General features: G+C 68.1%; 22 protein-coding genes. 7 read left to right on the top strand and 15 right to left on the bottom strand.

Annotation, left to right across the window (positions count from 1 at the left end):
• The first annotated feature begins 316 nt into the window (after positions 1 to 316).
• The 3 genes from EV646_RS10960 to mptB are packed head-to-tail and all read left to right on the top strand — an operon-like array spanning position 317 to position 3,544.
• Positions 317 to 1,300, top strand: a complete 984-nt coding sequence (locus tag EV646_RS10960; RefSeq protein ID WP_199236923.1) for an ATP-binding cassette domain-containing protein — start codon at positions 317 to 319, stop codon at positions 1,298 to 1,300.
• Positions 1,297 to 2,061: an ABC transporter permease gene (locus EV646_RS10955; protein ID WP_132147039.1), complete on the top strand. Its 765-nt coding sequence runs from the start codon at positions 1,297 to 1,299 to the stop codon at positions 2,059 to 2,061. The genes EV646_RS10960 and EV646_RS10955 overlap by 4 nt, the downstream gene beginning before the upstream one ends.
• Positions 2,062 to 2,110: 49 nt before the next feature.
• Positions 2,111 to 3,544: a polyprenol phosphomannose-dependent alpha 1,6 mannosyltransferase MptB gene (mptB, locus tag EV646_RS10950; RefSeq protein ID WP_132147036.1), complete on the top strand. Its 1,434-nt coding sequence runs from the start codon at positions 2,111 to 2,113 to the stop codon at positions 3,542 to 3,544.
• Here the strand turns inward: mptB and menD are convergent.
• Genes menD through menE form a run of 3 tightly spaced genes read right to left on the bottom strand, consistent with a single transcriptional unit; the run spans position 3,531 to position 7,191 of the window.
• On the bottom strand, positions 3,531 to 5,171 hold the full coding sequence (gene menD, locus EV646_RS10945) for a 2-succinyl-5-enolpyruvyl-6-hydroxy-3-cyclohexene-1-carboxylic-acid synthase (RefSeq protein ID WP_132147034.1): 1,641 nt from the start codon (positions 5,169 to 5,171) through the stop codon (positions 3,531 to 3,533). The genes mptB and menD overlap by 14 nt on opposite strands.
• Positions 5,168 to 6,103: an o-succinylbenzoate synthase gene (locus EV646_RS10940; RefSeq protein ID WP_132147031.1), complete on the bottom strand. Its 936-nt coding sequence runs from the start codon at positions 6,101 to 6,103 to the stop codon at positions 5,168 to 5,170. The genes menD and EV646_RS10940 overlap by 4 nt, the downstream gene beginning before the upstream one ends.
• A complete protein-coding gene (gene menE / locus EV646_RS10935) occupies positions 6,100 to 7,191 on the bottom strand; it encodes an o-succinylbenzoate--CoA ligase (protein WP_132147028.1) in 1,092 nt (363 codons plus the stop codon). The genes EV646_RS10940 and menE overlap by 4 nt, the downstream gene beginning before the upstream one ends.
• 63 nt (positions 7,192 to 7,254) lie before the next feature.
• On the opposite strand from menE, the gene EV646_RS10930 reads away from it, so the two are divergent.
• Positions 7,255 to 8,127 carry a 1,4-dihydroxy-2-naphthoate polyprenyltransferase gene (locus tag EV646_RS10930; protein WP_132147025.1) on the top strand — a complete coding sequence of 291 codons (873 nt, stop codon included), beginning with the start codon at positions 7,255 to 7,257 and terminating at the stop codon, positions 8,125 to 8,127.
• A gap of 112 nt (positions 8,128 to 8,239) precedes the next feature.
• Here EV646_RS10930 and EV646_RS10925 read toward each other — a convergent pair whose 3' ends face one another.
• Together EV646_RS10925 and cds1 are read right to left on the bottom strand one after the other, a co-directional pair.
• Positions 8,240 to 9,472, bottom strand: a complete 1,233-nt coding sequence (locus EV646_RS10925; protein ID WP_199236922.1) for a serine hydrolase domain-containing protein — start codon at positions 9,470 to 9,472, stop codon at positions 8,240 to 8,242.
• 311 nt (positions 9,473 to 9,783) lie between these two features.
• Positions 9,784 to 10,905, bottom strand: coding sequence for an L-cysteine desulfhydrase Cds1 (gene cds1 / locus EV646_RS10920; RefSeq protein ID WP_132147019.1), 1,122 nt, complete (start codon positions 10,903 to 10,905; stop codon positions 9,784 to 9,786).
• Between the two features lie 82 nt (positions 10,906 to 10,987).
• On the opposite strand from cds1, the gene EV646_RS10915 reads away from it, so the two are divergent.
• Positions 10,988 to 11,569: a hypothetical protein gene (locus EV646_RS10915; RefSeq protein ID WP_132147017.1), complete on the top strand. Its 582-nt coding sequence runs from the start codon at positions 10,988 to 10,990 to the stop codon at positions 11,567 to 11,569.
• Positions 11,570 to 11,666: 97 nt separating this feature from the next.
• On the opposite strand, the gene EV646_RS10910 is transcribed toward EV646_RS10915, so the two are convergent.
• Complete coding sequence (locus EV646_RS10910; protein ID WP_199236921.1) at positions 11,667 to 12,455, bottom strand: SLATT domain-containing protein; 789 nt, start codon at positions 12,453 to 12,455, stop codon at positions 11,667 to 11,669.
• Between the two features lie 139 nt (positions 12,456 to 12,594).
• Between EV646_RS10910 and EV646_RS10905 the strand changes: the two genes are divergently transcribed.
• A complete protein-coding gene (locus EV646_RS10905; RefSeq protein WP_132147014.1) occupies positions 12,595 to 13,614 on the top strand; it encodes a M48 family metallopeptidase in 1,020 nt (339 codons plus the stop codon).
• A 38-nt stretch (positions 13,615 to 13,652) separates the two neighbouring features.
• Positions 13,653 to 14,132 carry a GNAT family N-acetyltransferase gene (locus EV646_RS10900; RefSeq protein WP_132147011.1) on the top strand — a complete coding sequence of 160 codons (480 nt, stop codon included), beginning with the start codon at positions 13,653 to 13,655 and terminating at the stop codon, positions 14,130 to 14,132.
• 59 nt (positions 14,133 to 14,191) lie between these two features.
• On the opposite strand, the gene EV646_RS10895 is transcribed toward EV646_RS10900, so the two are convergent.
• The 9 genes from EV646_RS10895 to hemL form a co-directional block, all read right to left on the bottom strand.
• On the bottom strand, positions 14,192 to 15,766 hold the full coding sequence (locus EV646_RS10895; RefSeq protein WP_132147008.1) for an MFS transporter: 1,575 nt from the start codon (positions 15,764 to 15,766) through the stop codon (positions 14,192 to 14,194).
• 53 nt (positions 15,767 to 15,819) lie between these two features.
• Positions 15,820 to 16,416: a TetR-like C-terminal domain-containing protein gene (locus EV646_RS10890; protein WP_132147005.1), complete on the bottom strand. Its 597-nt coding sequence runs from the start codon at positions 16,414 to 16,416 to the stop codon at positions 15,820 to 15,822.
• A gap of 392 nt (positions 16,417 to 16,808) precedes the next feature.
• A complete protein-coding gene (locus EV646_RS10885) occupies positions 16,809 to 17,060 on the bottom strand; it encodes a DUF4229 domain-containing protein (protein WP_132147002.1) in 252 nt (83 codons plus the stop codon).
• Between the two features lies 1 nt (position 17,061).
• The gene (ccsB, locus tag EV646_RS10880; RefSeq protein ID WP_132146999.1) at positions 17,062 to 18,207 is read right to left on the bottom strand and encodes a c-type cytochrome biogenesis protein CcsB; all 1,146 of its coding nucleotides are present in this window, start codon (positions 18,205 to 18,207) and stop codon (positions 17,062 to 17,064) included.
• Complete coding sequence (gene resB, locus EV646_RS10875; protein ID WP_132146996.1) at positions 18,204 to 19,775, bottom strand: cytochrome c biogenesis protein ResB; 1,572 nt, start codon at positions 19,773 to 19,775, stop codon at positions 18,204 to 18,206. The genes ccsB and resB overlap by 4 nt, the downstream gene beginning before the upstream one ends.
• Position 19,776: 1 nt before the next feature.
• On the bottom strand, positions 19,777 to 20,520 hold the full coding sequence (locus EV646_RS10870) for a cytochrome c biogenesis CcdA family protein (protein ID WP_132146993.1): 744 nt from the start codon (positions 20,518 to 20,520) through the stop codon (positions 19,777 to 19,779).
• Positions 20,520 to 21,086 carry a TlpA family protein disulfide reductase gene (locus EV646_RS10865; protein WP_132146990.1) on the bottom strand — a complete coding sequence of 189 codons (567 nt, stop codon included), beginning with the start codon at positions 21,084 to 21,086 and terminating at the stop codon, positions 20,520 to 20,522. The genes EV646_RS10870 and EV646_RS10865 overlap by 1 nt, the downstream gene beginning before the upstream one ends.
• Positions 21,086 to 21,751, bottom strand: coding sequence for a histidine phosphatase family protein (locus EV646_RS10860; RefSeq protein ID WP_199236920.1), 666 nt, complete (start codon positions 21,749 to 21,751; stop codon positions 21,086 to 21,088). Before EV646_RS10860 ends, EV646_RS10865 begins: the two co-directional genes overlap by 1 nt.
• Before the next feature lie 17 nt (positions 21,752 to 21,768).
• Positions 21,769 to 23,091, bottom strand: a complete 1,323-nt coding sequence (hemL, locus tag EV646_RS10855; RefSeq protein WP_132146987.1) for a glutamate-1-semialdehyde 2,1-aminomutase — start codon at positions 23,089 to 23,091, stop codon at positions 21,769 to 21,771.
• Positions 23,092 to 23,118 lie beyond the last annotated feature (27 nt).

Genomic DNA, 23,118 nt, shown 5'->3' with positions numbered 1-23,118 from the left:
CTCACGACTCTCCTCCGTCCTCACCATCAGCCGCCTCCACACCCCCAGCACTCCTCGCCTGCAGCCCTCGCCACGACCTCCCGCCCATGCCCGAGCGCCGGCCCCAGGGCGGCCAATAGCGGGTTATGTGCTCGATAGCGGGATACTTCGCGCCATCGGTCAAACATGCCGCCATCGGCCGCAGCCGCAGAATTCACCCAGGCGCGGGACCACCCGGGTGAGCTACCCGCACACGCCCACCAGCGCCGCGGCGCCTGCACCCCACCTCAACTAATCAACATTGACTATTCAAGGTTGATCACTCAGACTTGACGGCATGATGATCGAAGCTCGCGGACTTGTTCGCACCTTCAAGACCAAGCGAGGGTCGGTACCAGCCGTGCAGGGGGTCGACCTCCAGGTCGCCGACGGGGAGATCGTCGGCTTCCTCGGTCCGAACGGCGCCGGCAAGACCACGACGATGCGAATGCTCGCCACCCTGATCACGCCGACCAGCGGCACCGCGACCGTGGCCGGCTGCGACCTGGCCAAGGACCCGGTCGGCGTCCGCCGCGGCATCGGCTACGTGCCGCAGGGCGGCTCGACCCTGCCGGAGGCGATCGCCGGTGACGAAGTCGTCGACCATGCCCGGCTGTACGGCGTACCGAAGCGGAAGGCGATCGCGGACGGGCAGCGGCTGTTCGAGGAACTCGACCTGTCCGGCCTCTGGCAGCGACAGTGCAAGACCCTGTCCGGCGGCCAGCGGCGCCGGCTGGACATCGTGATGGGGCTGGTCCACGACCCGAAGCTGATCTTCCTGGACGAGCCGACCACCGGGCTCGACCCACAGGCCCGGGCGAACCTGTGGGAGCACATCCGGCAGCTGCGGCGCCGCGGTGCCACCATCTTCCTCACCACCCACTACCTGGACGAGGCGGACGCGCTCTGCGACCGGATCCTGGTCATCGACCACGGCAAGATCGTTGCCTCCGGCACCCCCGAGGAGCTGAAGCAGCAGGTCTCTGGCGACGCGGTCCGGATCGATCTCGCCGATGCCGGCCAGGCGCCCGCGGTGAGCAAGATCGTGCAGGAACTGGACGGCGCGGCCGAGATCGAGACCGACGGTGACGTGGTCGGTTTCCGGATCCCGCGCGGCGGTTCGGTGCTGCCGCTGCTGCTCCGCCAGATCGATGCCCAGGGCATCGAACTGCACGGCGTCGAGGTGCACCGCCCGACGCTGGACGACGTGTTCCTGACCGTGACCGGCCGGTCCCTGCGCGACGACTCCGGTACGACGACGAAAGAGGAGGCCGCGGCATGACCGTGCTCCGCGAAACGTGGATCGTTTTCCACCGCTCCATGCGGCTGACGGTGCGCAATCCGATGTGGTCGGTCCTGATGCTCAGCCAGCCGTTGCTGTACCTGTTCCTGTTCGGCCCGCTGCTGAAGCCGATCACCGCGCAGATCAGCCAGGGCGCGACCACGAACGCCTACCAGGTGTTCATTCCCGGCCTGATCGTGCAGCTCGGCATGTTCGGCGCGATGTTCGTCGGCTTCGGCCTGATCGCGGAGTACCGGGCTGGCGTGATCGAGGCCGACCGCGTCACCCCGGCGTCCCGGATCGCTTTGATGGCCGGCCGAGTACTGCGGGATGTCGTCGTACTGATCGTGCAGTCGGTGGTGTTGCTGGTCGCCGCGTTGCCGCTGGGCCTGCGGGCACCGTGGAGCGGCGTACTGCTGTCACTGGTGATCGTCGCCCTGCTGGGTGCGACCTTCGCGTCGCTGTCGTACTCGGTCGCGCTGATCACCAAGAGCGAGGACGCGCTGGCGCCGCTGCTCAACGGGATCGCGATGCCGTTGCTGCTGCTGTCCGGCATCCTGCTCCCGATGCAGATCGGCCCGACGTGGTTGCAGCGGCTGTCCGACATCAGCCCGCTGAAGCACGTGGTGACCGGCGTACGGGCGTTGTTCCGCGGCGACATCGCCACTAGCGCCTCGCTGTGGGGGCTGTTCTGGGTGGTCCTGCTGACGGTCATCGGCCTGGCCGCCGGCGCCCGTACGTTCCGGAAGGAATCCGCTTGAGCTACCGGGTGTTCATCGGGGAGTCGCCCGGCCGGGTTAGCCTCCGGCCATGCGCTCGCCGATCGTCCGTGGGGTGGTCGGCTCCGTCGTAGTCGCCCTGGCGAGCCTGGTGACCTCGGTGGTCCCGCCCTCCTCATGGGTGGCGTCGTTCCCGCTGCGTGACTCATTGCCAGGCCGCATGGTCGGGCTCACGTTCATGGTCGCCGGACTCGGGCTGATGGCCTGGGCCTGGCTGTCCGTGGGCCGTCAGGTCATAGCGGGACTACGACCACCAGTGCTGCGCATGGCAGCGTGCTGGAGCGCACCTCTGCTCCTCATACCGCCACTATTCAGCCGCGATGCCTGGAGCTATGCCGCGCAGGGAGCGCTCGTTGCCGAAGGCTTCAACCCGTACGACGTAGGCCCCGGCGTTCTGTCGGGCCACATCGTCGAGGCGGTCGACCCGATGTGGATGGCGACCCCAGCGCCGTACGGACCCCTGCCTCTCGCGTACGGCGGTCTGGTCGCGCGGCTGACGATGGACCCCTACCTGCTGATGCTGGCGCACCGGCTGCTCGCCGTCCTGGGCATTGTGCTGATCGCCTGGGCCGTGCCGCGGCTTGCGACGGCATGCCGGGTCGATCCGGTGTTCGCCAGCTGGCTGGTCGTCGCCAACCCGGTGTTGATCACTCATGGCATCGGTGCGGCGCACAACGACGTACTGATGCTGGGGCTGGCTTGTAGCGCGTTTGCCCTTGCACTGACGGGTCGCTGGGGTACTGCGGCGGTTGTCGCGGGCGCTGCGGCTGCGGTGAAGCTGCCCGGTGGTCTGGTGGTCATCGCCATCGCTGCGGTGATGAGCCCGTTGGCTGGGCGTGCACTGCGCTTTGCCAGTCTTGCGATCGCGGGAGCGGTCTCCGTACTCACGCTGGTCACCATCGGCGAGCTGACCGGCGTGGGCTCCGGCTGGATGGGCGCACTCGACGTACCAGGGCTGGTCCGCTCACCGTTCTCTATCGCGAACCTGCTCGGTATGGCGGCTACCGGCGTACTGGAGTGGCTTGGCGAGGACAACGCCGCTTCGCAGGCGCTGCAGGTGGTCCGGCTGGTCGGCATGCTCGTCGCGGTCGGGCTGATCGCCGTACTGAGCCTCCGCTCGTCCATTCACCACGCAGCCCGAGCGGTCGGCATCGCTCTGCTCGCCGTCGTCCTTCTAGGGCCCAGCGCGCACGACTGGTACTTCCTGTGGTGCCTGCCGTTCCTGGCCGTCGCACGGCCCGGCCGCCAGCTCACCACCACCATCACCGCAGTCAGCCTCATCCTCACCATCGCAGCGCCCCTCAACTCCTCACTCCGTGGCGCCACCATCCCCATCCTCACCACCACAGCGTTGGCGATCGCGACTATCGCCCCGCTGCTCAACCACCTGCGCACCCTGCATCCGGCGCGACGGTTGAGGGTGACCGACGCTGTTGAGGCCCCGGCTCGGGTTACGGCTGGGTGAGAGCGGCCACGAGCGCCTCGTTCAGTGGGCGGTGAGTGGTGCGTGAGATGCGGGCTTCGATGACGTCGATGCCGGCGACGGTGGGGGTCAGGGCGGCACGGAGGGCTTCGGGGGTTTCGGCCAGGTGGTACGGCGTGCTGGTGGCGGCGCAGAGGGCTTCGAGGTTGGTGTGGTGGGGTGTGCCGAAGATGCGCTCGAAGTGGGTGGCGTGGGTGGGGTCGCCTTGTTCGAGGGTGGAGAAGATGCCGCCACCGTTGTCGTTGACGACGACGATGCGCAGGTCCGGGCGAGGCTCGTCGGGCCCGATGACGAGGCCGTTGCTGTCGTGCAGGAAGGCGAGATCACCGATCAGCGCGTACGTCGGACCGCCGTTGGCCAGGGCAGCTCCGACAGCGGTGGAGATGGTCCCGTCGATGCCGGCCAGCCCGCGGTTGGCGACCGTACGGATGGGGACGGCCGGGGCGAGGTCGAGGTCGCGGATCGGGTTGGAGGAGGCGACGACGAGCATGCCGTCGGCGCCGGCGGCTTCACCGACGATGGCGGCGATCCCCGGGCCGTTCATGCCGTCGGCGAGGACCTTGTCGATCGCGGGCCGGGCCAGTTGGTCGGCGTGCTGCCAGCGTTCGAGCCAGTCGGTGGTGTCGGCGGCCGAGACCTCGAGCCCGGTCACCACCGCCGACGCCCGGCGTGCGGCATCCGGCCAAAGACCGGTCGGTGACACCACGATCACCTCGACGTCGGGCCGCGCCAGCAGTTTGGCGATTGGCCGCGACAACGTCGGATGCCCGAACACCAGCACCCGTTCGATCTCGCCGGCCAGAGAGCTTGCCTGAAGCAACAACCGGTACGCCGAGACGACCGCCGGTCCGGTCCGCGCCCGGCTCGACGGCTCGGCGAACAACGGCCACTGGCCGGCCTCTGCGGCCAAACGCGCGGCCTGCGACGCACCATCCCCCGCGACGACGACAGTCTTCGGCCCAGGCTGGACGGCCGACGGCTGCCCGGCTGCCGCGTGCACAGCAGTCCATGGCCCAGTACTGCGACCGGATAGCGGCTCCGGCCACTCCGGTCCATCAGTAGGCACCAATGGCTCGGCCAACGGGCAGTTGAGGTGCACCGGTCCCGGATCGGCTGACCGGGCGCCTACTGCGTTGGCCACGGCCCGTGCGACCTGTGAGCGCCAGTACGCCACCTGGCCGACCTCGCGCACCGGCGTGCCCATCTCGTGGAACTGGCGCACTGCAGACCCGAACACCTTCAGCTGGTCCGTCGTCTGGTTGGCCCCGCTCCCCCGCAAGGCCGGCGGCCGGTCCGCGCTCAGCACGATCAACGGCAGCCCACTGTGCGAGGCCTCCAGTACGGCCGGGTGCAGGTTCGCGACTGCGGTGCCGGACGTCGTCACGACCGGCACGGGCAGTCCAGTCCCTCGGATCAGCCCGATCGCCAGGAACCCCGCCGTACGCTCGTCGATCCGCACGTGCAGCCGCAGTCGTCCTTCACGGTCCGCAGCAGCCAGTGCCAAGGCCAGCGGCGCACTGCGCGAGCCGGGCGCCACCACGGCCTCCCGGACGCCGCAGCGGATCAGCTCGTCGACCACCACAGTGGCGAACGCCGTCGACGGGTTCATCCCGCACTCTCCTTCAGCACTCGGGCCATCCGCTCTTCCCACACAGCACTCCTGGCCGCATCCGCACGGCACGCTTCCAACAGCGCAGGGTCCGGCTGCACGCGCTTCACGGGCAGTACGCCGTCCACGGGCAGCAACGGCTCCGCAACGACCTCCTGCGTAAACATCGACACCGTCGCGAGCCCACACGCGTAAGGCAGCTCCGGCAACGCAGCAGCAAGCGCAACCCCAGCAGCGATCCCTATAGAGGTCTCCAGCGCCGAAGACACCACTACCGGCAGTCCGAGCTGCTCAGCGATGTCCAAGCACGCCCGTACGCCGCCAATGGGCTGCACCTTCAGTACGGCGATGTCCGCGGCCTCGAGCTCCTTCACCCGCAAGGGGTCCTCAGCCCGGCGTATCGACTCATCTGCCGCCACCGGTACTTCTGTACGTCGACGTACAGCGGCCAGGTCCTCCACGGCAGCACATGGCTGCTCGACGTACTCCAGGTCGAATCTGTCCAGCTGCTTCAGCGATCGGACGGCCTCGTCCACCGACCAGCCACCGTTGGCGTCGATGCGCACCCGCCCCGACGCCCCGATTGCGTCCCGCACGGCCTCCACTCGGGCTAGGTCATCGTTTAGCGTCTGGCCGCGCTCAGCCACCTTTACCTTGGCCGTGCTGCAGCCAGAACGCCGTACAATCTCCGCCGCCGTGAGGGGGTCCACCGCCGGCACAGTGCAGTTCACCGGTACGACGTCCCGCACCGGCGCCGGCCAGCCGTCGACAGCCGCCTCCTGCGCGGCCCGGAGCCAGGCGACACAGGTGGCGTCGTCGTAGTCCAGGAACGGGCTCCACTCGGCCCACCCCGCAGGACCCTCGAACAGCATGCCCTCGCGCACTGTGATCCCGCGGAACTTGTTCTTCAAGCCGATGGAGTAGGTGATCACCGCACGCCCTCCAGCAACCGCTGCCGGTCGATCTTGCCCGAGGCAAGCATCGGCAGCGCGTCGAGCCGCACCACGTCGCGCGGTGCCCAGGTCCGCGGCAGCGCCTCCGCCACGAAGTCGCGCAGCTCGTCGCGCCCCGGCTCCCCCACGACAAAGGCGACCACTCGCGTGCCCCACTCCTCGTCCGGCACTCCGAGCACCACAGCGTCCTTGACTCGCGGATGCTCCAGCAGTCGCGACTGTACGGACGGCAGCGTGACATTCACCCCGCCGGAGATGACCACGTCGTCGACCCGGCCGACTACCTCAAGCCGGCCGCCTGTTAGGTGTCCCCGGTCCTGCGTCCGGAACCAGCCGTCCTGCAGCACCTCCGCCGTCAGCTCCGGCCGCAGCCGGTAGCCGGAGAACAGCGTGGTGCCCTTGATCAGGATCCGCCCGTCGTCGAGCGCGATCGACGTACCGTCGAGTGGCTCGCCGGCGTACACGCAGCCACTGCCGGTCTCTGTCATCCCGTACGCCGGGATCGCGGTGACCCCCGCTGCGGCCGCGCGCTCCTTCAACGGTGCCGGCGTGGCGGCGCCACCGATGACGATGGCGTCGAACGAGCGCAGTGCGTCGAGGTCCGTCTCGAGGTAGCGAGCGAGTTGGGTCGGCACCATGGCGGTGTAGCGGCGTACTCCCGTCATGGAGGCAGCCGCTTCGGTGAAGCTCTCTTGGAGGATCACAGGCTCCAGACCGGCCAGCACTGACCGTGTGAGGATCTGCAGCCCACCCACGTAGTACGGCTTCATTGGAAGCAGCCATTGGCCCGGTCCGCCCAGCCGGTCGTGGGTGGCTTTCGCAGACGCGAGCAGCGCCTCCCGCGACAGCAGTACGCCCTTTGGCTCGCCCGACGACCCGGATGTGGTCAGCACTACAGCACAGTCGTCTTCCAGCGGCTGGTCGGGCGCAGCCGCCTGCTTCACCCGGGCCGCCGCTGCCTGATCAGTCGGCACCGGCGCGAACGGCGTACCACTGCCATCCAGTACGGCGGTGAGCGCGGACAGCACGGCATCCGGCGTACCAGGGACCAGGCGCAAGGTAGACATGTCACTCCGAGCGTACGGCCCTCGCTGCGGGCCCCTGCCGGGTGGCTGACACAATCGACGGTCATGGCCACCCCTGCCCAGTGGATCGAAGGCGCGCGCCCACGCACGCTGCCCGCCGCGATCTCCCCTGTCCTCGTCGGAACCGGCGCGGCCGCGTACCTGGACGGCTTCGTCTGGTGGAAGGCGCTGCTCGCCCTGGGCGTCGCACTGGCCCTGCAGATCGGGGTCAACTACGCCAACGACTACAGCGACGGCATCCGCGGTACGGACGAGAACCGGGTCGGCCCACTGCGTCTGGTCGGCTCCAAGGTCGCCACTCCGGGACAGGTGAAGACCGCAGCCTTTACCTGCTTCGGTGTGGGCGCCGTGCTCGGGGTGATCCTCTGCGCGACCTCCAACTGGTGGCTGCTGGTCGTAGGAGCGGCGTCACTCGTCGGGGCGTGGTTCTACACAGGCGGCAAGCGCCCGTACGGCTACCGCGCGCTGGGTGAGGTCAGCGTCTTCCTGTTCTTCGGCCTGGTCGCCGTACTCGGCACCACCTACGTCCAGGCGTCGGAGCTGAACTGGACCGCCGTCGCCGGCGCAGTCTCCATCGGCTCCATCGCCTGCGCCCTACTGGTCGCCAACAACCTCCGCGACATCCCCACCGACACGGTGAGTGGGAAGCGCACGCTAGCCGTCGTACTGGGCGCTGCCCGGTCGAGGCAGCTCTACGCCGCCCTGATCGCCCTAGCCTTCATCCTCGCCGCCATCTCCGCCATCGCCACCCCCTGGACCCTCCTCGCCTTCATCGCCGTCCCCCTGGCGATCAAGTCCACCCGCGTAGTCCTCAGCGACGCCGTAGGCCCCGCCCTCATCCCAGTCCTCAAAGCCACCGGCCAAACCGAACTCCTCTACGCCCTCGGCCTGGCAATAGGCCTAACCCTCGGCAGCTAGACCTCCCCGCGCGCTCCGGCGGTTGCCGGAACTTTACTGCCACGGAGCGCAAACTTTGTTCCGGAAAGGCTTGGGCCGCCCGAGGGGCTCGGGCGGCCTGCCTGGTGCGGGGTTAGTTGTCGACGGCCTGGTAGAGGGTGGTCCAGAAGTCGTGCATGAGGTGGATTGAGTAGGGGGCGGAGGCGCCGACCTGGGTGAGGAGGATGCCGGTGAGCTGGTTGGTGGGGTCGGCGTACGTCGAGGTGCCGCTGCCGCCGTCCCAGCCGAACTGGCCGATGGGCGCGTAGTCACCGCGGTACGTGCGTACCGCCATACCGAAGCCCCAACCGCCGTGCTGTCCTTGGCCGAACGACACGTGGACGGCGTCGCGGGCGAGGGCGGTCCGAGCGGCGGTCTGCTCCGGTGTGAGGCGGTTGGTGGTCATCAGCTCGACGGCGGGCCGGGACAGGATCCGCTCGTTGCCGTGCATTCCGCCGTTCAGCAGCATTCGGAAGTACGCGTGGTAGTCGTCGGCCGTGGAGACCAACCCGCCACCGCCGCCCTGGAACGGTGGAGGGCTGCTCCACCGGCCGCCCTTGGCCTCGTCCCACACCAGGAACTCTCCGGTCGCCGGGTCGGGGGCGTAGAGGGTCGGCATCCGGTCGACCTGGTCCTCGGGCACGTGGAAGCCGGTGTCCTTCATGCCCAGCGGCTCGAAGATGCGTTCCCGCAGGAACGACTCGAACGACTGGCCCGTGACCCTGGCGACGAGTACGCCGACCAGGTCGCTGCTGATCTGGTACTGCCAGCGCTCTCCGGGCTGGTGCATCAACGGGAGCGTTCCGAGGCGGCGCATCCACTCGTCCGGTTCGGGCATCGGCACTGGCAGGTTGGGCGTCAGCCCCTGCTCGAAGATCGCGCCCATGATCGGCGTACCCAGCACCGTCATATCCATGCCGAGCCCGAACGTGGAGGTCAGCACGTCCCGCACGGTGATCGGCCGCCGCGCCGGCTCGGTGTCGTCCAGCGGGCCATCGATGCGCTTCAGCACCTGGCGGTTGGCGAGTTCCGGCAGCCACTGCTCGACCGAGTCATCCAGCCGCAGCCTGCACTCGTCGAGCAACACCATCGCCGCCGCAATCGAGACCGGCTTGGACGTCGAGGCCATCCGGAAGATCGTGTCCCGGCTCATCGCCGCGCCACCGTCGTACTGCATCGTCCCGATCGCCTCGACGTGCGTCTCCCCGCCCAGGTCAACCAAGGCAACAACCCCAGGAATCTTCCCAGCCTCAACGTGCCGCTCCAGCACGTCCCGCACCCGGCCCATCCCCGCCGCCGAGAAGCCGCCGCTACCAGTCCCCATCATGAATCTCCTCACATCAGTGCTCGATCTCGCGCACCGCTGAACCGTTGATGTCCCCCACCATCGCCAACCGCTCTGACACCGACCTGACGCCGTCCTGACGCCGCAGCCGACGGCCGGCGTGAGCGCAGGTAGGCCCGCGACGGCGGCGCCGGCCGTCGTACTCGGTGCAGTTCGGTCGCGGCAGCTTTCCGGTACAAAGTTCGCGCTCGGTGGCAGCTAACTTCCGGAAAGGGCGAGCACGCGGCGAAGGAGCTCGCAGACCGCGGGCGATGAGCCCAGCGGCTGCGCAGTACGCGTGGGAGAGAAACTCCTCAGGTGTTGGGTTCGGACCAGCGGCCTGTTGTGGCGAAGGTTTCCAGGGTGGTTGTGTAGGGGGCTATGTCTATGCCGCTGGTGCGGAGCCAGGCGTCGTCGTAATAGGTGTTGCTGTAGCGATCGCCGCTGTCGCACAGCAGGGTGACGATGCTGCCGCGGACGCCAGTACGGCGCATTTCGGCGGCCAGCCGGAGCGAGCCCCAGAGGTTGGTGCCGGTGGAGCCGCCGACCAGGCGGCCGGTGACGCGGGAGCAGAAGCGCATGGCGGCGATGGAGGCGGCGTCGGGGACCGAGATCATGCGGTCGACCACGCCGAGGACGAAGGACGGCTCGACGCGGGGGCGGCCGATGCCTTCGATGCGGGAGGGACGGCCAGTGGAGTAGTCGTCGTCGCCGGCCTCGAAGGCGGGGAAGAACGCCGAGTTCTCCGGGTCGACCACCGCGATGTTGGTGTCGTAGCGCTGGTAGCGGACGTAGCGGCCGATGGTGGCTGAGGTGCCGCCGGTGCCGGCGCCGACCACGATCCAGGTCGGTACCGGGTGCTCTTCGAGACTCAGCTGGCCGAAGATCGACTCGGCGATGTTGTTGTTGCCGCGCCAGTCGGTGGCCCGTTCGGCGTACGTGAACTGGTCCATGTAGTGGCCGCCGGTCTCCTCGGCCAGCCGCTTCGCCTCGCCGTAGATCTGGCCGGACCGCTCGACGAAGTGGCAGCGGCCGCCGTAGAACTCGATCAGCTCGACCTTCTCCCGGCTGGTCGACGCCGGCATCACCGCGATGAACGGCAGGCCGAGCAGGCGGGCGAAGTACGCCTCGCTGACCGCGGTCGAACCACTGGACGCCTCGATCACCGTGGTGCCCTCGCGGATCCAGCCGTTGCAGAGCGCGTAGAGGAACAGCGAGCGGGCCAGCCGGTGCTTGAGCGAGCCGGTCGGGTGCACGGACTCGTCCTTCAGGTACAGGTCCACGCCGAGGACGGCCGGCATCGGGAACACGTGCAGATGGGTGTCCGCGCTCCGGTTCGCGTCGGCGTCGACGATCCGGATCGCCTCCGACACCCACGCGCGCGCCTTGTCGTCGCGCCGATCGACTTCACGACACACCCCGTCAACCTCACTCATGCGGGCCAGAGTAGGTGGTACTGGGCTGGTTTGAGTATTCCTACGCTCTGTCACCAGCTTCGCGGCCGGAACGATGAGACGCATGATCCCCCTCGGCTTCGAGATCGGACTCACCGACATCGCGACGCTGGCAGGCTTCTTGTTCTTCGGCAGCCTTGCCATCGGCCTGCCCGCGACCGTCACCCTGGCGGTGATCGGCTATCGCCGCGACCTCAATCGGCCGCTCTGGAACGCCTTCCGGTACTGGCTGCTCGGAAACGCTCTCACCATCCCGGCGATGGGAGGTCTCGCCATCTTCCTCCACCTCGGCATGTTCGCCTTTCCGCTCGCCTGGGCGCCCGCCCTGATCCTCGCCTGGCACCTCAACCGCGAGGACCGCGCCAAGGTGGCGCCTCATGGCCGCCCCAACCCCTGGATTCGTCCGGACGACTCCGGCGCCGGGGCTCAGCCGCCGTACGCCGGAAGCCCACAGCAGCCGGACTACGTCCAGACAGGCATCGCCGGAGGCTGGCTCGGCCCGGGCTGGGTACAGCCCGATGCAGCCGACGTACGGCGGAACACGGCACAACCCGGCTGGGCCGAACCAGCCTGGGACGAGCTGACCGAAGCTCAGCCAAGTTGGGTACTGCCGATTCGGCCGGCTCACAGGCCCGGACGGGGTTAGCCGGGCCGAGCAGGCAGCCCCGGCCCGAGCCCGATCCGGCCCGAACGAGGGGATGGACCGGACCAGGTTTACCGGGTTGGGGCTGTCTGGGTGGGTCTCAGCTTTCGTTCCGCTCAGGCGGTTGGTCGATGTTCTGCTCCCGCTTACGTTGCTCGGCGCGCAGGCGTTCGACCTCCTCCACCAATTCGACCAGCGCTTCCTGCTCCGACCGCCCTTTGTACCGCCCGATCCCGAGATCGAAACAGTTCCGCTCGTACTCGATCGCGTCGGCCGTCTGCTGCAGATAGAAACTACGGTCGCGGAACTTGAAGTATCCGGTGAAGCCGGCAGCGATACCCACCGCAAATGTCGTCCCCACACTCGCCCACCGCAGAGTCTCCTCGGCCAGCGCCAGGCTGGTGATCGAGGTGGCAGCCAGCGACCCGACAATGATGACGGCCTGGAGGTAGTTGTTGGTCCGCCGATAACGCGCGGCACCCTTTCGCAGCGCGTCGAGCTCAGACTTGATCTCTTCACGATAGGTGTATTGCCGAAGCTTCGGCTGGTGCGACTGCGCCGCGAGCAGGTGTGCCTTTCGCTCACGCTCGACCGTGAGTTTGAGGTCGATATCGTCGGGACTCTCAGCGCCCTCCATCTTTGATATCCCATAAAACACCACACCGAGTACCGTCACCGCGATGACGACACCGAGCGGGGTGGCAATCAGCTTCTTGCCGATACCGAAGTTCGGAGATATGTACAGCGCATACGCTCCGAACAGAAGAACAGGCAGCACCAGGAGCGCGATGCGCAGCAGACGCCGCGCGGTTCGGGCCACCCGCAGGTCTCGCTCCAGCTGCAGCAGCGTGCGATTGATCTCCAGCAGTTCCTCGGCACGGCTCGCCACGCATTCTCCTCCGCCTCGGCATCGATCTGCCGACCGGTCACGGTAGCTGCTCTGCCGCAGGTGTTGCATCTCCGCTCGAGCGTGGCGACCCCGCGGGCGAGCTAGGTTGGGTGGACATGGTGTCTAGGCAGGGGGAGCGATGAGCGAGCACGACGAGCGGCCGACGCGGCAGCGGGCGACGTTGACGGATATCAGTTCGCGGGCGTGGGAGCACCCGGCGGACCGCGGTGCCCTGGTGGCGCTGCGGCAGCTGAAGGGCTTCGACTTCGTCCTGCGCAAGCTGTCCGGGCTGATCAACGAGCGCGCCTTCCGGCTGCAGTTCCTCGGCTCGGCGATCCGGGTCGACGAGCGCCAGTTCCCCACCGTGCACCGGCTGTACACCGAGGCCGGTACGACGCTCGACGTACGCCAGCTGCCTGAGCTGTACGTCACCAACAGCCCGATCTGGAACGCCGTCACCATCGGCATGGACAAGCCCTTCATCGTCGTCAACAGCGCCCTGCTGCAGGGCCTGGACGAGGAGGAGATCCGGTTCATCCTCGGTCACGAGCTCGGCCACGCGCAGAGTGGGCACGCGCTCTACCAGTCGCTGCTGTTCTGGCTGATGCGGCTCACCGGCGCGGTGAACTGGATGCCGATCGGTGCCCTCGGCATCCGCGCGATCATCGCCGCCCTGCACGAGTGGTCCCGCAAGGCCGAGCTATCTGGTGACCGGGCCGGGCTGCTCGCCGTACAGGACCCGGCCGTCGCGCTGCGGGTGCAGATGAAGCTGGCCAGCGGCGGACAGCTCGCTGAGCTCGACACCACCGCGTTCCTGGCGCAGGGGACGGAGTACGAGAGCGCGGGCGACCTGCGCGACAGCGTGCTGAAACTGCTGCTCCTCGAGGCCCAGACCCACCCGCTGGCCGTCATTCGGGCGCATGAGTTGCGGCGTTGGGTCGACGAGGGCGACTACACCGCCATCGTTTCCGGGACCTACCCGAAGCGTCAGCACGACAGCAGCGCGTCGATGTCGCAGGAGGCGAAGAACGCGGCCAAGTCGTACACCGACGCGTTCAACCGCTCCCAGGACCCGCTGGCCAAGCTTCTCCGCGAGATGGGCGACGGCCTCGGCGGCGTCCGCGACTGGGTCTCCTCCAGGTTCCCGCCGCGAAACTGAGTGGCGTCAACGCACCACAACGACGGATCCTGTCGTCCGTGATCGAACTACGTGACATCGGCGCAGACGACTGGAAGCTCTGGCGCGAACTACGGCTCGCGGCGCTCGAGGAAGCGCCGTATGCCTTCGGCTCGACCCTCGAGGACTGGGCCGACGCATCCGAGCAGCGCTGGCGCGACCGGCTCAACACGCCCGGCGCCTTCCAGGTGATCGCGCACCTCGACGGTACGCCGGCCGGCATGGCAGGCGGGCTGCCAATGGATGGCGCCGCGGAACTGGTCGGGATGTGGATCGCCCCCACCGGCCGCGGCCGCGGCGTCGGAGACGCACTCATCCAAGCCGTCGAGAATTGGGCCCGAGGCAACGACATACGCACGCTGAACCTGTCGGTTGCGGTCGGCAATGAACCGGCGCACAAGCTCTACCTGCGCAACGGTTTCGCCGACACCGAGGAAGTCGAGTGGGACGACAAGAACGGCGTACTCCACCCGCTCATCAGAATGCGCAAACAGCTCTAGAAAAGACGAAGGGCTCGCTTCCCCCTCCCGGGAAGCGAGCCCTTCGAGCTAGCAGGCGATCAGCCCACGTGTACGGCGTTCTGGCCGTCGGTGGCCAGGTCCTTGTGCTTGATCGACAGGCCGACCAGGGTGATCACGGCCGCGCCCAGCGCCAGGAACGCGGACCAGATGAACGCGCGAGTGAACCCGTGCGTTGTCGCCAGCGCGGTGAACTGACCCTCCAACTGCTTGAGCTGCTCCGGCGACTGCCCGGACTCGGCCGCCTTCTGCAGGCCCGGGGCGAGCTCGGTGAACTTGTCCTTGATCGCGTTGGTGGAGATTGTGCCCAGCAGCGCCAGGCCGACCGCACCACCGATCTGCTGGACCGTGTTCAGTACCGCGGAACCGACACCGGAGTCCTCGGCCGCGACGCCGCTGACCGCGGTCAGCGTGAGCGGCACGAAGATCAGGCCCATCCCGAACGACAGCACCAGGATGTACGGCAGCAGATGAGTCCAGTACGTCGAGTCGACCTCGAGCCGGCTGAACCCGAACATCCCGGCCGCTACCAGCACGCCACCGGCACCGGAGATCCAGCGCGGGTCGATCCGGGCCACCAAGGTCGACGCGACCTGCGCTGCGACCACGATGCCGAAGCTGAACGGCAGGAAGGCGAGACCGGTCTCGATCGCGCTGTAGCCCATGATGCTCTGCACGAAGATGCCCAGGAAGTAGAACATCGAGAACATCGCCGCACCGACGACGAGCATGACGAAGAAGCTGACCCCTCGGGTCCGGTTCGCAAGGATCCGGAACGGCATCAGCGCGTGCCGCGACCGGGCCTCGATGCCGAGGAAGATCGCGATCAGCGCCAGGCCGCCGAAGATGAACGCCAGCGTGACCGGGTCACCCCAGCCCTCCTGCGCCGCGTGCGTCAGGCCGTAGACCAGACCCGTCAGGCCCGCCGTACCGGTGATCGCGCCAGGCAGGTCGAACTTGCCGGTCTGCCGGGCCGACTCACCCAGGAAGCGGAACGCCAGTACGGCGACGATCAGGCCGATCGGGGTGTTGATGAAGAACGTCCAGCGCCAGTCCGCCTCGGTCAGCGCGCCACCGAGGATCAGGCCGATGGCGGCACCGGCACCCGACATGGCGGCGTACACGGCCATCGCGCGGTTGCGCTCCTTGCCGGCCGGGAAGGTGGTGGTGATCAGCGCGAGCGCGTTCGGCGAGGCCGCGGCGGCCGCGACACCCTGCAGGATCCGGCTGGCCAGCAGGATCTCCTCGCTCTGGGCGATACCGCCGATGAACGACGCCAGACCGAACAGGACGACGCCGAAGATGAACACCTTGCGGCGGCCGAGGATGTCACCGATCCGGCCGCCGAGCAGCAGCAGACCGCCGAACGCGAGCGCGTAGGCGTTCACCACCCACGGCAGCGAGGCGTTGCTGAAGCCGAGCTCATCCTTGATGTGCGGCAGGGCGATGTTGACGATGGTGCCGTCCAGCACCACCATCAGCTGCGCCATGCAGATCAGCGCGAGCGCGATGCCGAGGTTGCGGTGGCCATGGCCACCGCCGTTGGCAGCCGGCTCGGTCACCTGGTCGATCGGCCGGTCTTCCGGCGGATCGGCCTTGACGACGTTTTCGGACATGCTTGGTATTCCCCTCACTTACTGTGCTTGTGGACTGGCCGGCCCCTCACCGGTCAGCTCGCCTGCGACCCCCGCGCCGCAGGCAGGATCACGTTGTCGATCACTCGGAGGATCAGTTCGTCGGTCGGCTCGACCCCGAGGATGAACGCGTGGTGGATGATCACCGCGGGCAGCGTCGTCGCCAGCAGCTCGACATCGACGCCCGGCGCGATCTCACCCCGCCGTACGGCGCGGGCGTAGACCTCGTTCACCAGCGCGAACCGCGGCGCCAGGAAACGCTCCTGGACAGCCTTCTGCAGGTCGGCGTCCCGGTGCAGCGCGGTGAGCAGACCGGCCATCACCGACATCGGCAGCTCCTCCTTGAAGCCGCCGTCGCCGCACGACATCGAGATCAGGTCACCACGCAGGCTGCCGGTGTCGACGTCCTCCGGCATCGGGCAGCGCTTGGCCCGGGTGACCGCGTCGACGACCAGGTCGGCCTTGGTCTGCCAGCGTCGGTACAGCGTCGCCTTGCTGGCCTTGGCGGCCGTCGCCACCGCGTCCATGGTCAGCCGGTCGTAGCCCAGCTCGGCCACCAGCGCGACGGTCGCGTCGAGGATCTCCTCCTCGCGACCACCCTCGACCCGTGGACGGTGCCGTGTCTCGACCATGATCACCCTGTGTCAACAACTCGTAGCTGATAGAACGAAACGGTTTCGTTTCATCAACCACCATACGACTCATGTGAAGGAACGCACAAAGCATTTTCCGCTGATCTCAAACGTGGCCTGCGTCACTCTCCGTACCAGTCATCCACTGGTACGGCGCTCGCACGCGGCAAACCGGCGCTGGCGCGGGCACTGGCCGACACCGGCTGGACCGCCGTACTTGCCCGAACGATCTAACCCAGCACCCAGCCCAGGCGCCTCAACGCCCGACCTCATTTGGTGGGTTCACCCATCAACTTGTGGGTTCCCCGGCCGTATTCCGGCGGGGAACCCATCACTTGGTGGGTGAACCCATCAAGTGGTGCCGGCGGGAGGTGGTGGGGTGGTGGGGTGGGTCAGTCGTCGTCTTCGGCGGTGCGGGATTGCTCGATGCGGTGGGCGATCTTCTCCGCGCGGGTATTGATCTTGCCGGCCAGGCGGTCGCGGGCGGCGCGGAGGACGAAGATCGACAGGATCGACGACACGATCAGGGCGAGCAGGAGCAGCGGGAACAGGGTCAGCCAGTTGTTGAGGGCGAACCACAGCACGGCGAAGCAGACGCCGAACAGCGCCGCCCGCAAGCCGGTGTAGATGGCGAACTCCTTCATCTCAGACCCCAGCGTAGGAGTGCAGGCCGGAGACCAACAGGTTCACGCCGACGAAGTTGAAGATGAAGACGAACCAGCCGACGATCGCGATCGTGGCGGCCCGGCGACCCCGCCAGCCCGCTGTCGCCCGGGCGTGCAGGTAGGCGGCGTACACGACCCAGGTCACCAGCGACCAGACCTCCTTGGGGTCCCAGCCCCAGTAGCGGCCCCAGGCGTACTCCGCCCAGATCGGACCGGCCACCAGTACGCCGAAAGTCCACAGCGGGAAGGCGAAGGCCAGTACCTTGTACGCCGTACCGTCCATCGCCTCGGCACTCGGGAGCCGACGCAGCGACGCCGACATGGTGCCACCGGCGAGCACCCGGCGCTCGGCACGCGCCTTGACGAGGTAGAGCACCGAGACCAGGCCGCCGACGGTGAACGCACCACCGGAGATCGCGGCGGCGGAGACGTGGATGACAAGCCAGTACGAGTGCAGCGCGGGCACCAGTGGACCTGCCGGCGTGTAGAGCGCGAGAGAAGCCAGGCCCAGTACGGCGGCCACGACAAGCGTCACGCCGAGACCCAGCCACTGCAGCTTGTACCGCTGCACGAAGACCAGGTAGACGATCGCCACCGCCAGCGACGCCGTGATGGAGAACTCATACATATTCCCCCACGGCACCCGCCCAGCAGCCAGACCGCGGGTCACCACACCGCCCAGGTGCAGGACAAACGCCAACCAGGTCAGCAACAAACCAACCCGGCTAGCTGCCTCCATCCGCTCGGAGCCGGCGCCGGAGGTGGAGGAGGCCGAGCCGGCCGAAGCCGAGTCGCCGGCGCTAGCCGCGCCGGCCGGCGCGGCAGCAGTCGAGCCCGCCGACCCGGCTGAGCCGGAACCGGGGGACGTCGAGCCGAGCGTGGTGGAACCGGCGACCGCCGGGGTCGAGCCGACCAACGCTGCCGAGGTCGAGCCGCCGGAGACGCCCGAGGTGGCCGAGCCGGAGGCGACCAGGGCGTCGGCCTTGCTGTCTGCCTTGGCCGCGTTCGCCACCGCGGTGCGGCCGAGTGACCACTCCAGCGCGTGGGCGGCCATGGCCAGGAAGTAGATGACGGTGGCGGTGGGGATCAGCAGGTTGGAGACGTGTGCGTAGGTCTCCGGGCTCATGATGTCTCCTGCGTGCTCGATCGATCTGGTTTGAGGGCCTCACCGATGGCCTGGAGTTCGTCGCCGAGGCCGCGCTCGGGTCCGCGGTCCAGGCCCGCGACCTCGACCACGGTACGCCCGTCCTCGGTCCGGACTCGCACCCAGGTACGGCGTGGGTGCACGAACAGCGAGCCCATCAGCCCCAGGATCGCCAGCAGGATGCCCGCCAGCGCCAGGTCCGTCCCGGGAGTGTGGCTGACCTGCAGCTTCACCCACCGGCTGTAGCCGTCGAAGGTGATCGACCCCGCCTTGTCCGGCAGATTGATGCTCTGCCCCGGCGCGAGCTGGAACCGCCACTTGTCGCCGTTCTGCTCGAACTGCGTCAGCTTCGACTTGTCCAGCTGGTACACCGACTGCGGTTTGCCGTCCTCCGCCGACGGACGGCCGTAGTACCCGGTCATCACCAGCGCAGGGTTCAGATCGTCGGGGAAGACAGAGACCGGGCCGCGCTGGTCGATCACCGCGGTCGGCAGGAAGAACCCCTCGAAGCCGAGCTGCAGCGGCCGGGCGTCCGGCGCCTTGATCACCCCGAACGACGAGAAGTTGCTGTCCTGCGGCAGGAACGGCGCCGGCCCGGAGAACGCGACCTGCCCGTTGCCATCGCGAACCGTCACCCGCGGCGCGTAGCCGTGGCCGAGCAGATACACACTGCTGCCGTCGAGCTTGAGCGGATGGTTCACCCGCAGGTCGTACGACTTCTCCGGCGAGTCCGGCGTCTCCTGGTAGCTCAGCGAAGCGTTGAACTCCCGCGCCGCACCCCGCTGCGGCCCGTCTTCCTGGAACTTCACGTCGAAGTCCTTCACCGTCAGCGTGAACGGCGGCAGATCGTCCTCGTTGAAGATCCGGCCCGGGGCGAAGTCGTCGTACTGCGCCAGGGAGTTGGAGAAACCGTTGCCCACGACAACCAGCACGGTGCCGCGGTAGCCGAACAGCGAGCCCAAGGCGACGCCGATCAGCGCCAGGATCAGGGAGAAGTGGAACAACAGGTTGCCGGCCTCGCGCAGGTAACCACGCTCCGCGGCGACCGCGCCGTCGTACGACTCCACCCGAAAGCGGCGCTTGCGAAGCTCGCCCCGCGCAGCCTCCAGTACGGCGTCGTCGGCCGAGTCGACCGTGAAACGCTGGTAGCCGGGCAGCCGGTTCAGGTTGCGCGGCGGCTTCGGCGGCCGGGCCCGGACGGCCTTCAGGTAGACGCCGAGCCGCGGCACGACGCAGCCGATCAGCGAGATGAACAGCAGCAGGTAGATCGCCGAGAACCAGGCCGACTTGTAGACGTCGAACAGCCCGAGCTTGTCGTAGATCGGCCCGAGCTTCGGATGCGCCGTGAGGAAGTCCGACACCTTGATCGGGTCGATCGAAGTCTGCGGGATCAGTGACCCCGGTACGGCGCCCAGTGCCAGCAGGAACAGCAGCACCAGCGCGGTCTTCATCGAGGTCAGCTGCCGCCAGATCCAGCGCAGCCACCCGACGAAACCCAAGGCGGGCGGCGGTTCGGCAGGTGCGGCGACGTGGTCCTTGACCGCGGTCATGTCACACCGCCGATCCGAAGTTGCTGACCCACTGCCGCAGATCGGCGGTCATCGAATCCCACACTCCTGTCAGCAGTAGCAGCCCCACCGCGATCATCAGTACGCCGCCGATCCGGATCACCAGCACCTGGTGCCGCCGGACCCACGCCACCGCGCCCAGCATCCGCCGGAACGCCAGCGCCGCGACGATGAACGGAATGCCCAGCCCGAGACTGAACACCAGCGCCAGCGTCGCACCCCGCCCGGTGCTGCCCTCAGTGGTGGCCAGCGTCATCACGGTCCCGAGCGTCGGCCCGATACACGGTGTCCAGCCGAATCCGAACAGTACGCCGAGCAACGGCGCGGCCGCGATTCCGACAGCCGGCACCCGGTGCACCCGGAGATCCTTCTGCAGGAACCCGAACCCGCCGAGAAAGACCAGTCCCAGTACGACGGTCAGCGCGCCGAGCACCCGCGTGATCGCCGTCTGGTGCTCGATCAGTGCGTTGCCGACGGCACCGAAGACGACGCCGGTGAGGATGAAGACGGCCGAGAACCCGGCGACGAACAGCCCGGTCCCGGCGAGCATCCGGCCGCGGCGATGAGACCCAAGCTCGGCCGCGGACAGCCCGGTGACATACGAAAGGTAGCCGGGCAGTAGCGGTACGACGCAGGGCGAGAAGAACGAGATCGCACCGGCCAGCACCGCGATCGGCAGTGCCACCAGCATCGAGCCCGTCATCGACTGGGCGAACCAATCACCCATCAGCTAGCCGCGTCTTTCACCATTCCTAGAAGCGTCTGCTTCGTGACCTCACCAATCACCCGCGAAGCGACCTTGCCGTTCTTGTCGATTACCAGTGTGCTCGGGATCGCCGCCGCGCTGATCTGCCCGCGGAATCCGAGCAGCAGCCGGCCGTTCGGGTCGTAGATGCTCGGATACGTCACGCCGAACTCCTGGACGAACTTGCGGGCCGGCGCCTTGTCCAGATCGCGGGTGTTCAGCCCGATGAACTGCACCGACGGGCCGAGCTCCTTCGCCGCCGCGACCAGATCGGGCGCTTCCTTCCGGCAGGGCGAGCACCACGAGCCCCAGACGTTCAGTACGACGACCTTGCCCTTCTGGTCGGCCAGGCTCCAGGTCTTGTCGTCGAGCGTCGTACCGGTCAGCGCTGGAGCCTGCTCGCGGTCGGCAGCGGCGAAGACGGACACGTTGCCCGAGCCGCTGACGAACCCGGTCTGCCCCTGCCGATTCTGCGCCGACTGCTGCCCCGAGCTGCAGCCCGCGACCAGGAGCCCAGCTGCGACGACAAGCGCCGTACGACGAAACATCAGGCCCCGCCCACGAACTTCTTCGGGTTCTTGACCGGCAGCAGATCCTTCGCCGGTTCCGCATAGCCCACAGACATGATCGTTTCGCCGTGGAAGGTGAACGAGGTCAGGCTGGCCAGGCTGCACTGCCGCTTGCGCGGGTCGTGCCACAGGCGGCGATTCTCGATCGCGGACCGGACGATCCAGATCGGCAACTGGTGCGACACGATGAGCGCCTCGTGCCCGGCCGCCTTCTGCTGGGCCGTCTCGATCGCGTCCCTCATCCGTCGGACGATCTGCTGGTACGGCTCGCCCCAGGACGGCTTGATCGGGTTCCGCAGCAGCCACCACGCGCTCGGGTTGCGCAGCGCGCCGTCGCCGACGCCGAACTTCTTGCCCTCGAACAGGTTCGCCGCCTCGATCACCCGCTCGTCGAGGTCCGGCGTCAGCCCGAACGTCTTGGCGATCGGCTCCATCGTCTCCTGGGCGCGCTCCAGCGGGGAGCTGACCAGGTGCACGATGTCGCGGCCGGCCACATGCTCGGCCACGCGCTCGGCCATCTTGCGGCCGAGCTCGGACAGGTGGAAATCGGGGATCCGGCCGTAGAGCACGCCGGTCGGGTTGTGCACCTCGCCGTGACGCATCAGGTGCACGACCGTCGTTTCGGTCACCGCTGCCCTTTCCATCAGTTCAGTACGGCCCTTCAGTTCTGTACTGCGGCTGCCGCGCGGGCAGCCGGGGCGAGGGCCGACTCCAACGAAGCCAGCGCGTCGTCGTCGATCGCACTGCTCACGAACCAGGCCTCGAACGCGCTCGGCGGCAGGTAGACGCCGGCGTCCAGCATGGCATGGAAGAACGCCGCGAACCGGGGCAGCACCTGAGCACTGGCACCGGTGAAGTCCCGGATCTCGGCAGGTCCCTCCGAGGACTCCACGAAGAAAACACTGAAGAGGTTCCCGGCCGCCTGAATGACGTGCGGCACACCTTCCTTGTCCAGCGCGGTGCTGACGAGCCGCTGGATTGTGGCCGAAGTCTCGTCGAGCTTGGCGTAGACCTCGTCGGTCGCCAGCCGCAGTGTCGTCAGACCGGCCGCGGTCGCCACCGGGTTCCCGGACAGCGTGCCCGCCTGGTAGACCGAGCCCTCCGGCGCGAGGTGGGACATGATCTCGGCCCGGCCGCCGAACGCGGCCGCCGGGAACCCACCACCCATCACCTTGCCGAACGTCATCAGATCAGGCTGTACGCCGTCGACGCCGTACCAACCGGAGCGGGTGATCCGGAAGCCGGTCATCACCTCGTCGGAGATGAACAGCGCGCCGTTGTCCTTGCACGTCTTGGCCAGGAAGGCGTTGAAGTTGTCCCGCGGCGGTACGACGCCCATGTTGCCGGGCGAGGCCTCGGTGATGACAGCCGCGATCTGGTCGCCGTACTCGGCGAAGGCGGCGGTGATCGCGGCCTGGTCGTTGTACGGCAGCACGATCGTGTCCGCGGTGGTGGCCTCGGTGACACCCGGCGTGCCGGGGATTCCCAGCGTCAGTACGCCGGAACCCGCCTGAGCCAGGAGCGCGTCGACATGGCCGTGGTAGCAGCCGGCGAACTTGATGATCTTCGCGCGGCCGGTGTATCCGCGGGCCAGCCGGAGCGCGGACATGGTCGCCTCGGTCCCGGACGAGACCAGCCGGACCTTGTCCACCGGCGTCCGGGCGACGATCTCCTCACCGAGCAGCACCTCGTTCTCGGTCGGAGTCCCGTACGACGTACCGCGGGAGACCGCGGCCTGGACGGCGGCGACCACCTCCGGGTGCGCGTGGCCGAGCAGCATCGGACCCCAGGAGCAGACCAGGTCGAGGTAGCTGTTCCCGTCGACATCGGTGATGTGACATCGGTCACCCGATGCCATGAAACGCGGCACGCCGCCGACGGCGCGGAAGGCCCGCACGGGAGAGTTGACCCCGCCCGGGGTGACTGCGGAAGCCCTGTCGAAGAGCGCGGCGGACTGTTCTGTGTGGTCGGGCACGGCCGCCATTCTCCCCGACAGACCAGCGGGCCAGAT

Source organism: Kribbella antiqua, from assembly GCF_004345665.1.
GTDB lineage: Bacteria > Actinomycetota > Actinomycetes > Propionibacteriales > Kribbellaceae > Kribbella > Kribbella antiqua.
The sequence above is the reverse complement of the archived record's forward strand: the minus strand, read 5'-3'. Positions and strand labels throughout refer to the sequence as shown.

Excerpts from the sequence above, each read along its gene's own strand:
- menE (WP_132147028.1), bottom strand. The coding sequence starts at position 7,191 with ATGTCTACCTTGCGCCTGGTCCCTGGTACGCCGGATGCCGTGCTGTCC.
- EV646_RS10895 (WP_132147008.1), bottom strand. The coding sequence starts at position 15,766 with ATGTCCGAAAACGTCGTCAAGGCCGATCCGCCGGAAGACCGGCCGATC.
- EV646_RS10925 (WP_199236922.1), bottom strand. The coding sequence starts at position 9,472 with ATGATGGGGACTGGTAGCGGCGGCTTCTCGGCGGCGGGGATGGGCCGG.
- EV646_RS10960 (WP_199236923.1), top strand. The coding sequence starts at position 317 with ATGATGATCGAAGCTCGCGGACTTGTTCGCACCTTCAAGACCAAGCGA.
- mptB (WP_132147036.1), top strand. The coding sequence starts at position 2,111 with ATGCGCTCGCCGATCGTCCGTGGGGTGGTCGGCTCCGTCGTAGTCGCC.
- EV646_RS10885 (WP_132147002.1), bottom strand. The coding sequence starts at position 17,060 with ATGAAGGAGTTCGCCATCTACACCGGCTTGCGGGCGGCGCTGTTCGGC.
- EV646_RS10955 (WP_132147039.1), top strand. The coding sequence starts at position 1,297 with ATGACCGTGCTCCGCGAAACGTGGATCGTTTTCCACCGCTCCATGCGG.
- resB (WP_132146996.1), bottom strand. The coding sequence starts at position 19,775 with ATGACCGCGGTCAAGGACCACGTCGCCGCACCTGCCGAACCGCCGCCC.
- EV646_RS10865 (WP_132146990.1), bottom strand. The coding sequence starts at position 21,086 with ATGTTTCGTCGTACGGCGCTTGTCGTCGCAGCTGGGCTCCTGGTCGCG.
- menD (WP_132147034.1), bottom strand. The coding sequence starts at position 5,171 with ATGAACCCGTCGACGGCGTTCGCCACTGTGGTGGTCGACGAGCTGATC.
- ccsB (WP_132146999.1), bottom strand. The coding sequence starts at position 18,207 with ATGAGCCCGGAGACCTACGCACACGTCTCCAACCTGCTGATCCCCACC.
- EV646_RS10930 (WP_132147025.1), top strand. The coding sequence starts at position 7,255 with ATGGCCACCCCTGCCCAGTGGATCGAAGGCGCGCGCCCACGCACGCTG.
- cds1 (WP_132147019.1), bottom strand. The coding sequence starts at position 10,905 with ATGAGTGAGGTTGACGGGGTGTGTCGTGAAGTCGATCGGCGCGACGAC.
- EV646_RS10915 (WP_132147017.1), top strand. The coding sequence starts at position 10,988 with ATGATCCCCCTCGGCTTCGAGATCGGACTCACCGACATCGCGACGCTG.
- EV646_RS10905 (WP_132147014.1), top strand. The coding sequence starts at position 12,595 with ATGAGCGAGCACGACGAGCGGCCGACGCGGCAGCGGGCGACGTTGACG.
- hemL (WP_132146987.1), bottom strand. The coding sequence starts at position 23,091 with ATGGCGGCCGTGCCCGACCACACAGAACAGTCCGCCGCGCTCTTCGAC.
- EV646_RS10870 (WP_132146993.1), bottom strand. The coding sequence starts at position 20,520 with ATGGGTGATTGGTTCGCCCAGTCGATGACGGGCTCGATGCTGGTGGCA.
- EV646_RS10860 (WP_199236920.1), bottom strand. The coding sequence starts at position 21,751 with ATGGAAAGGGCAGCGGTGACCGAAACGACGGTCGTGCACCTGATGCGT.
- EV646_RS10890 (WP_132147005.1), bottom strand. The coding sequence starts at position 16,416 with ATGGTCGAGACACGGCACCGTCCACGGGTCGAGGGTGGTCGCGAGGAG.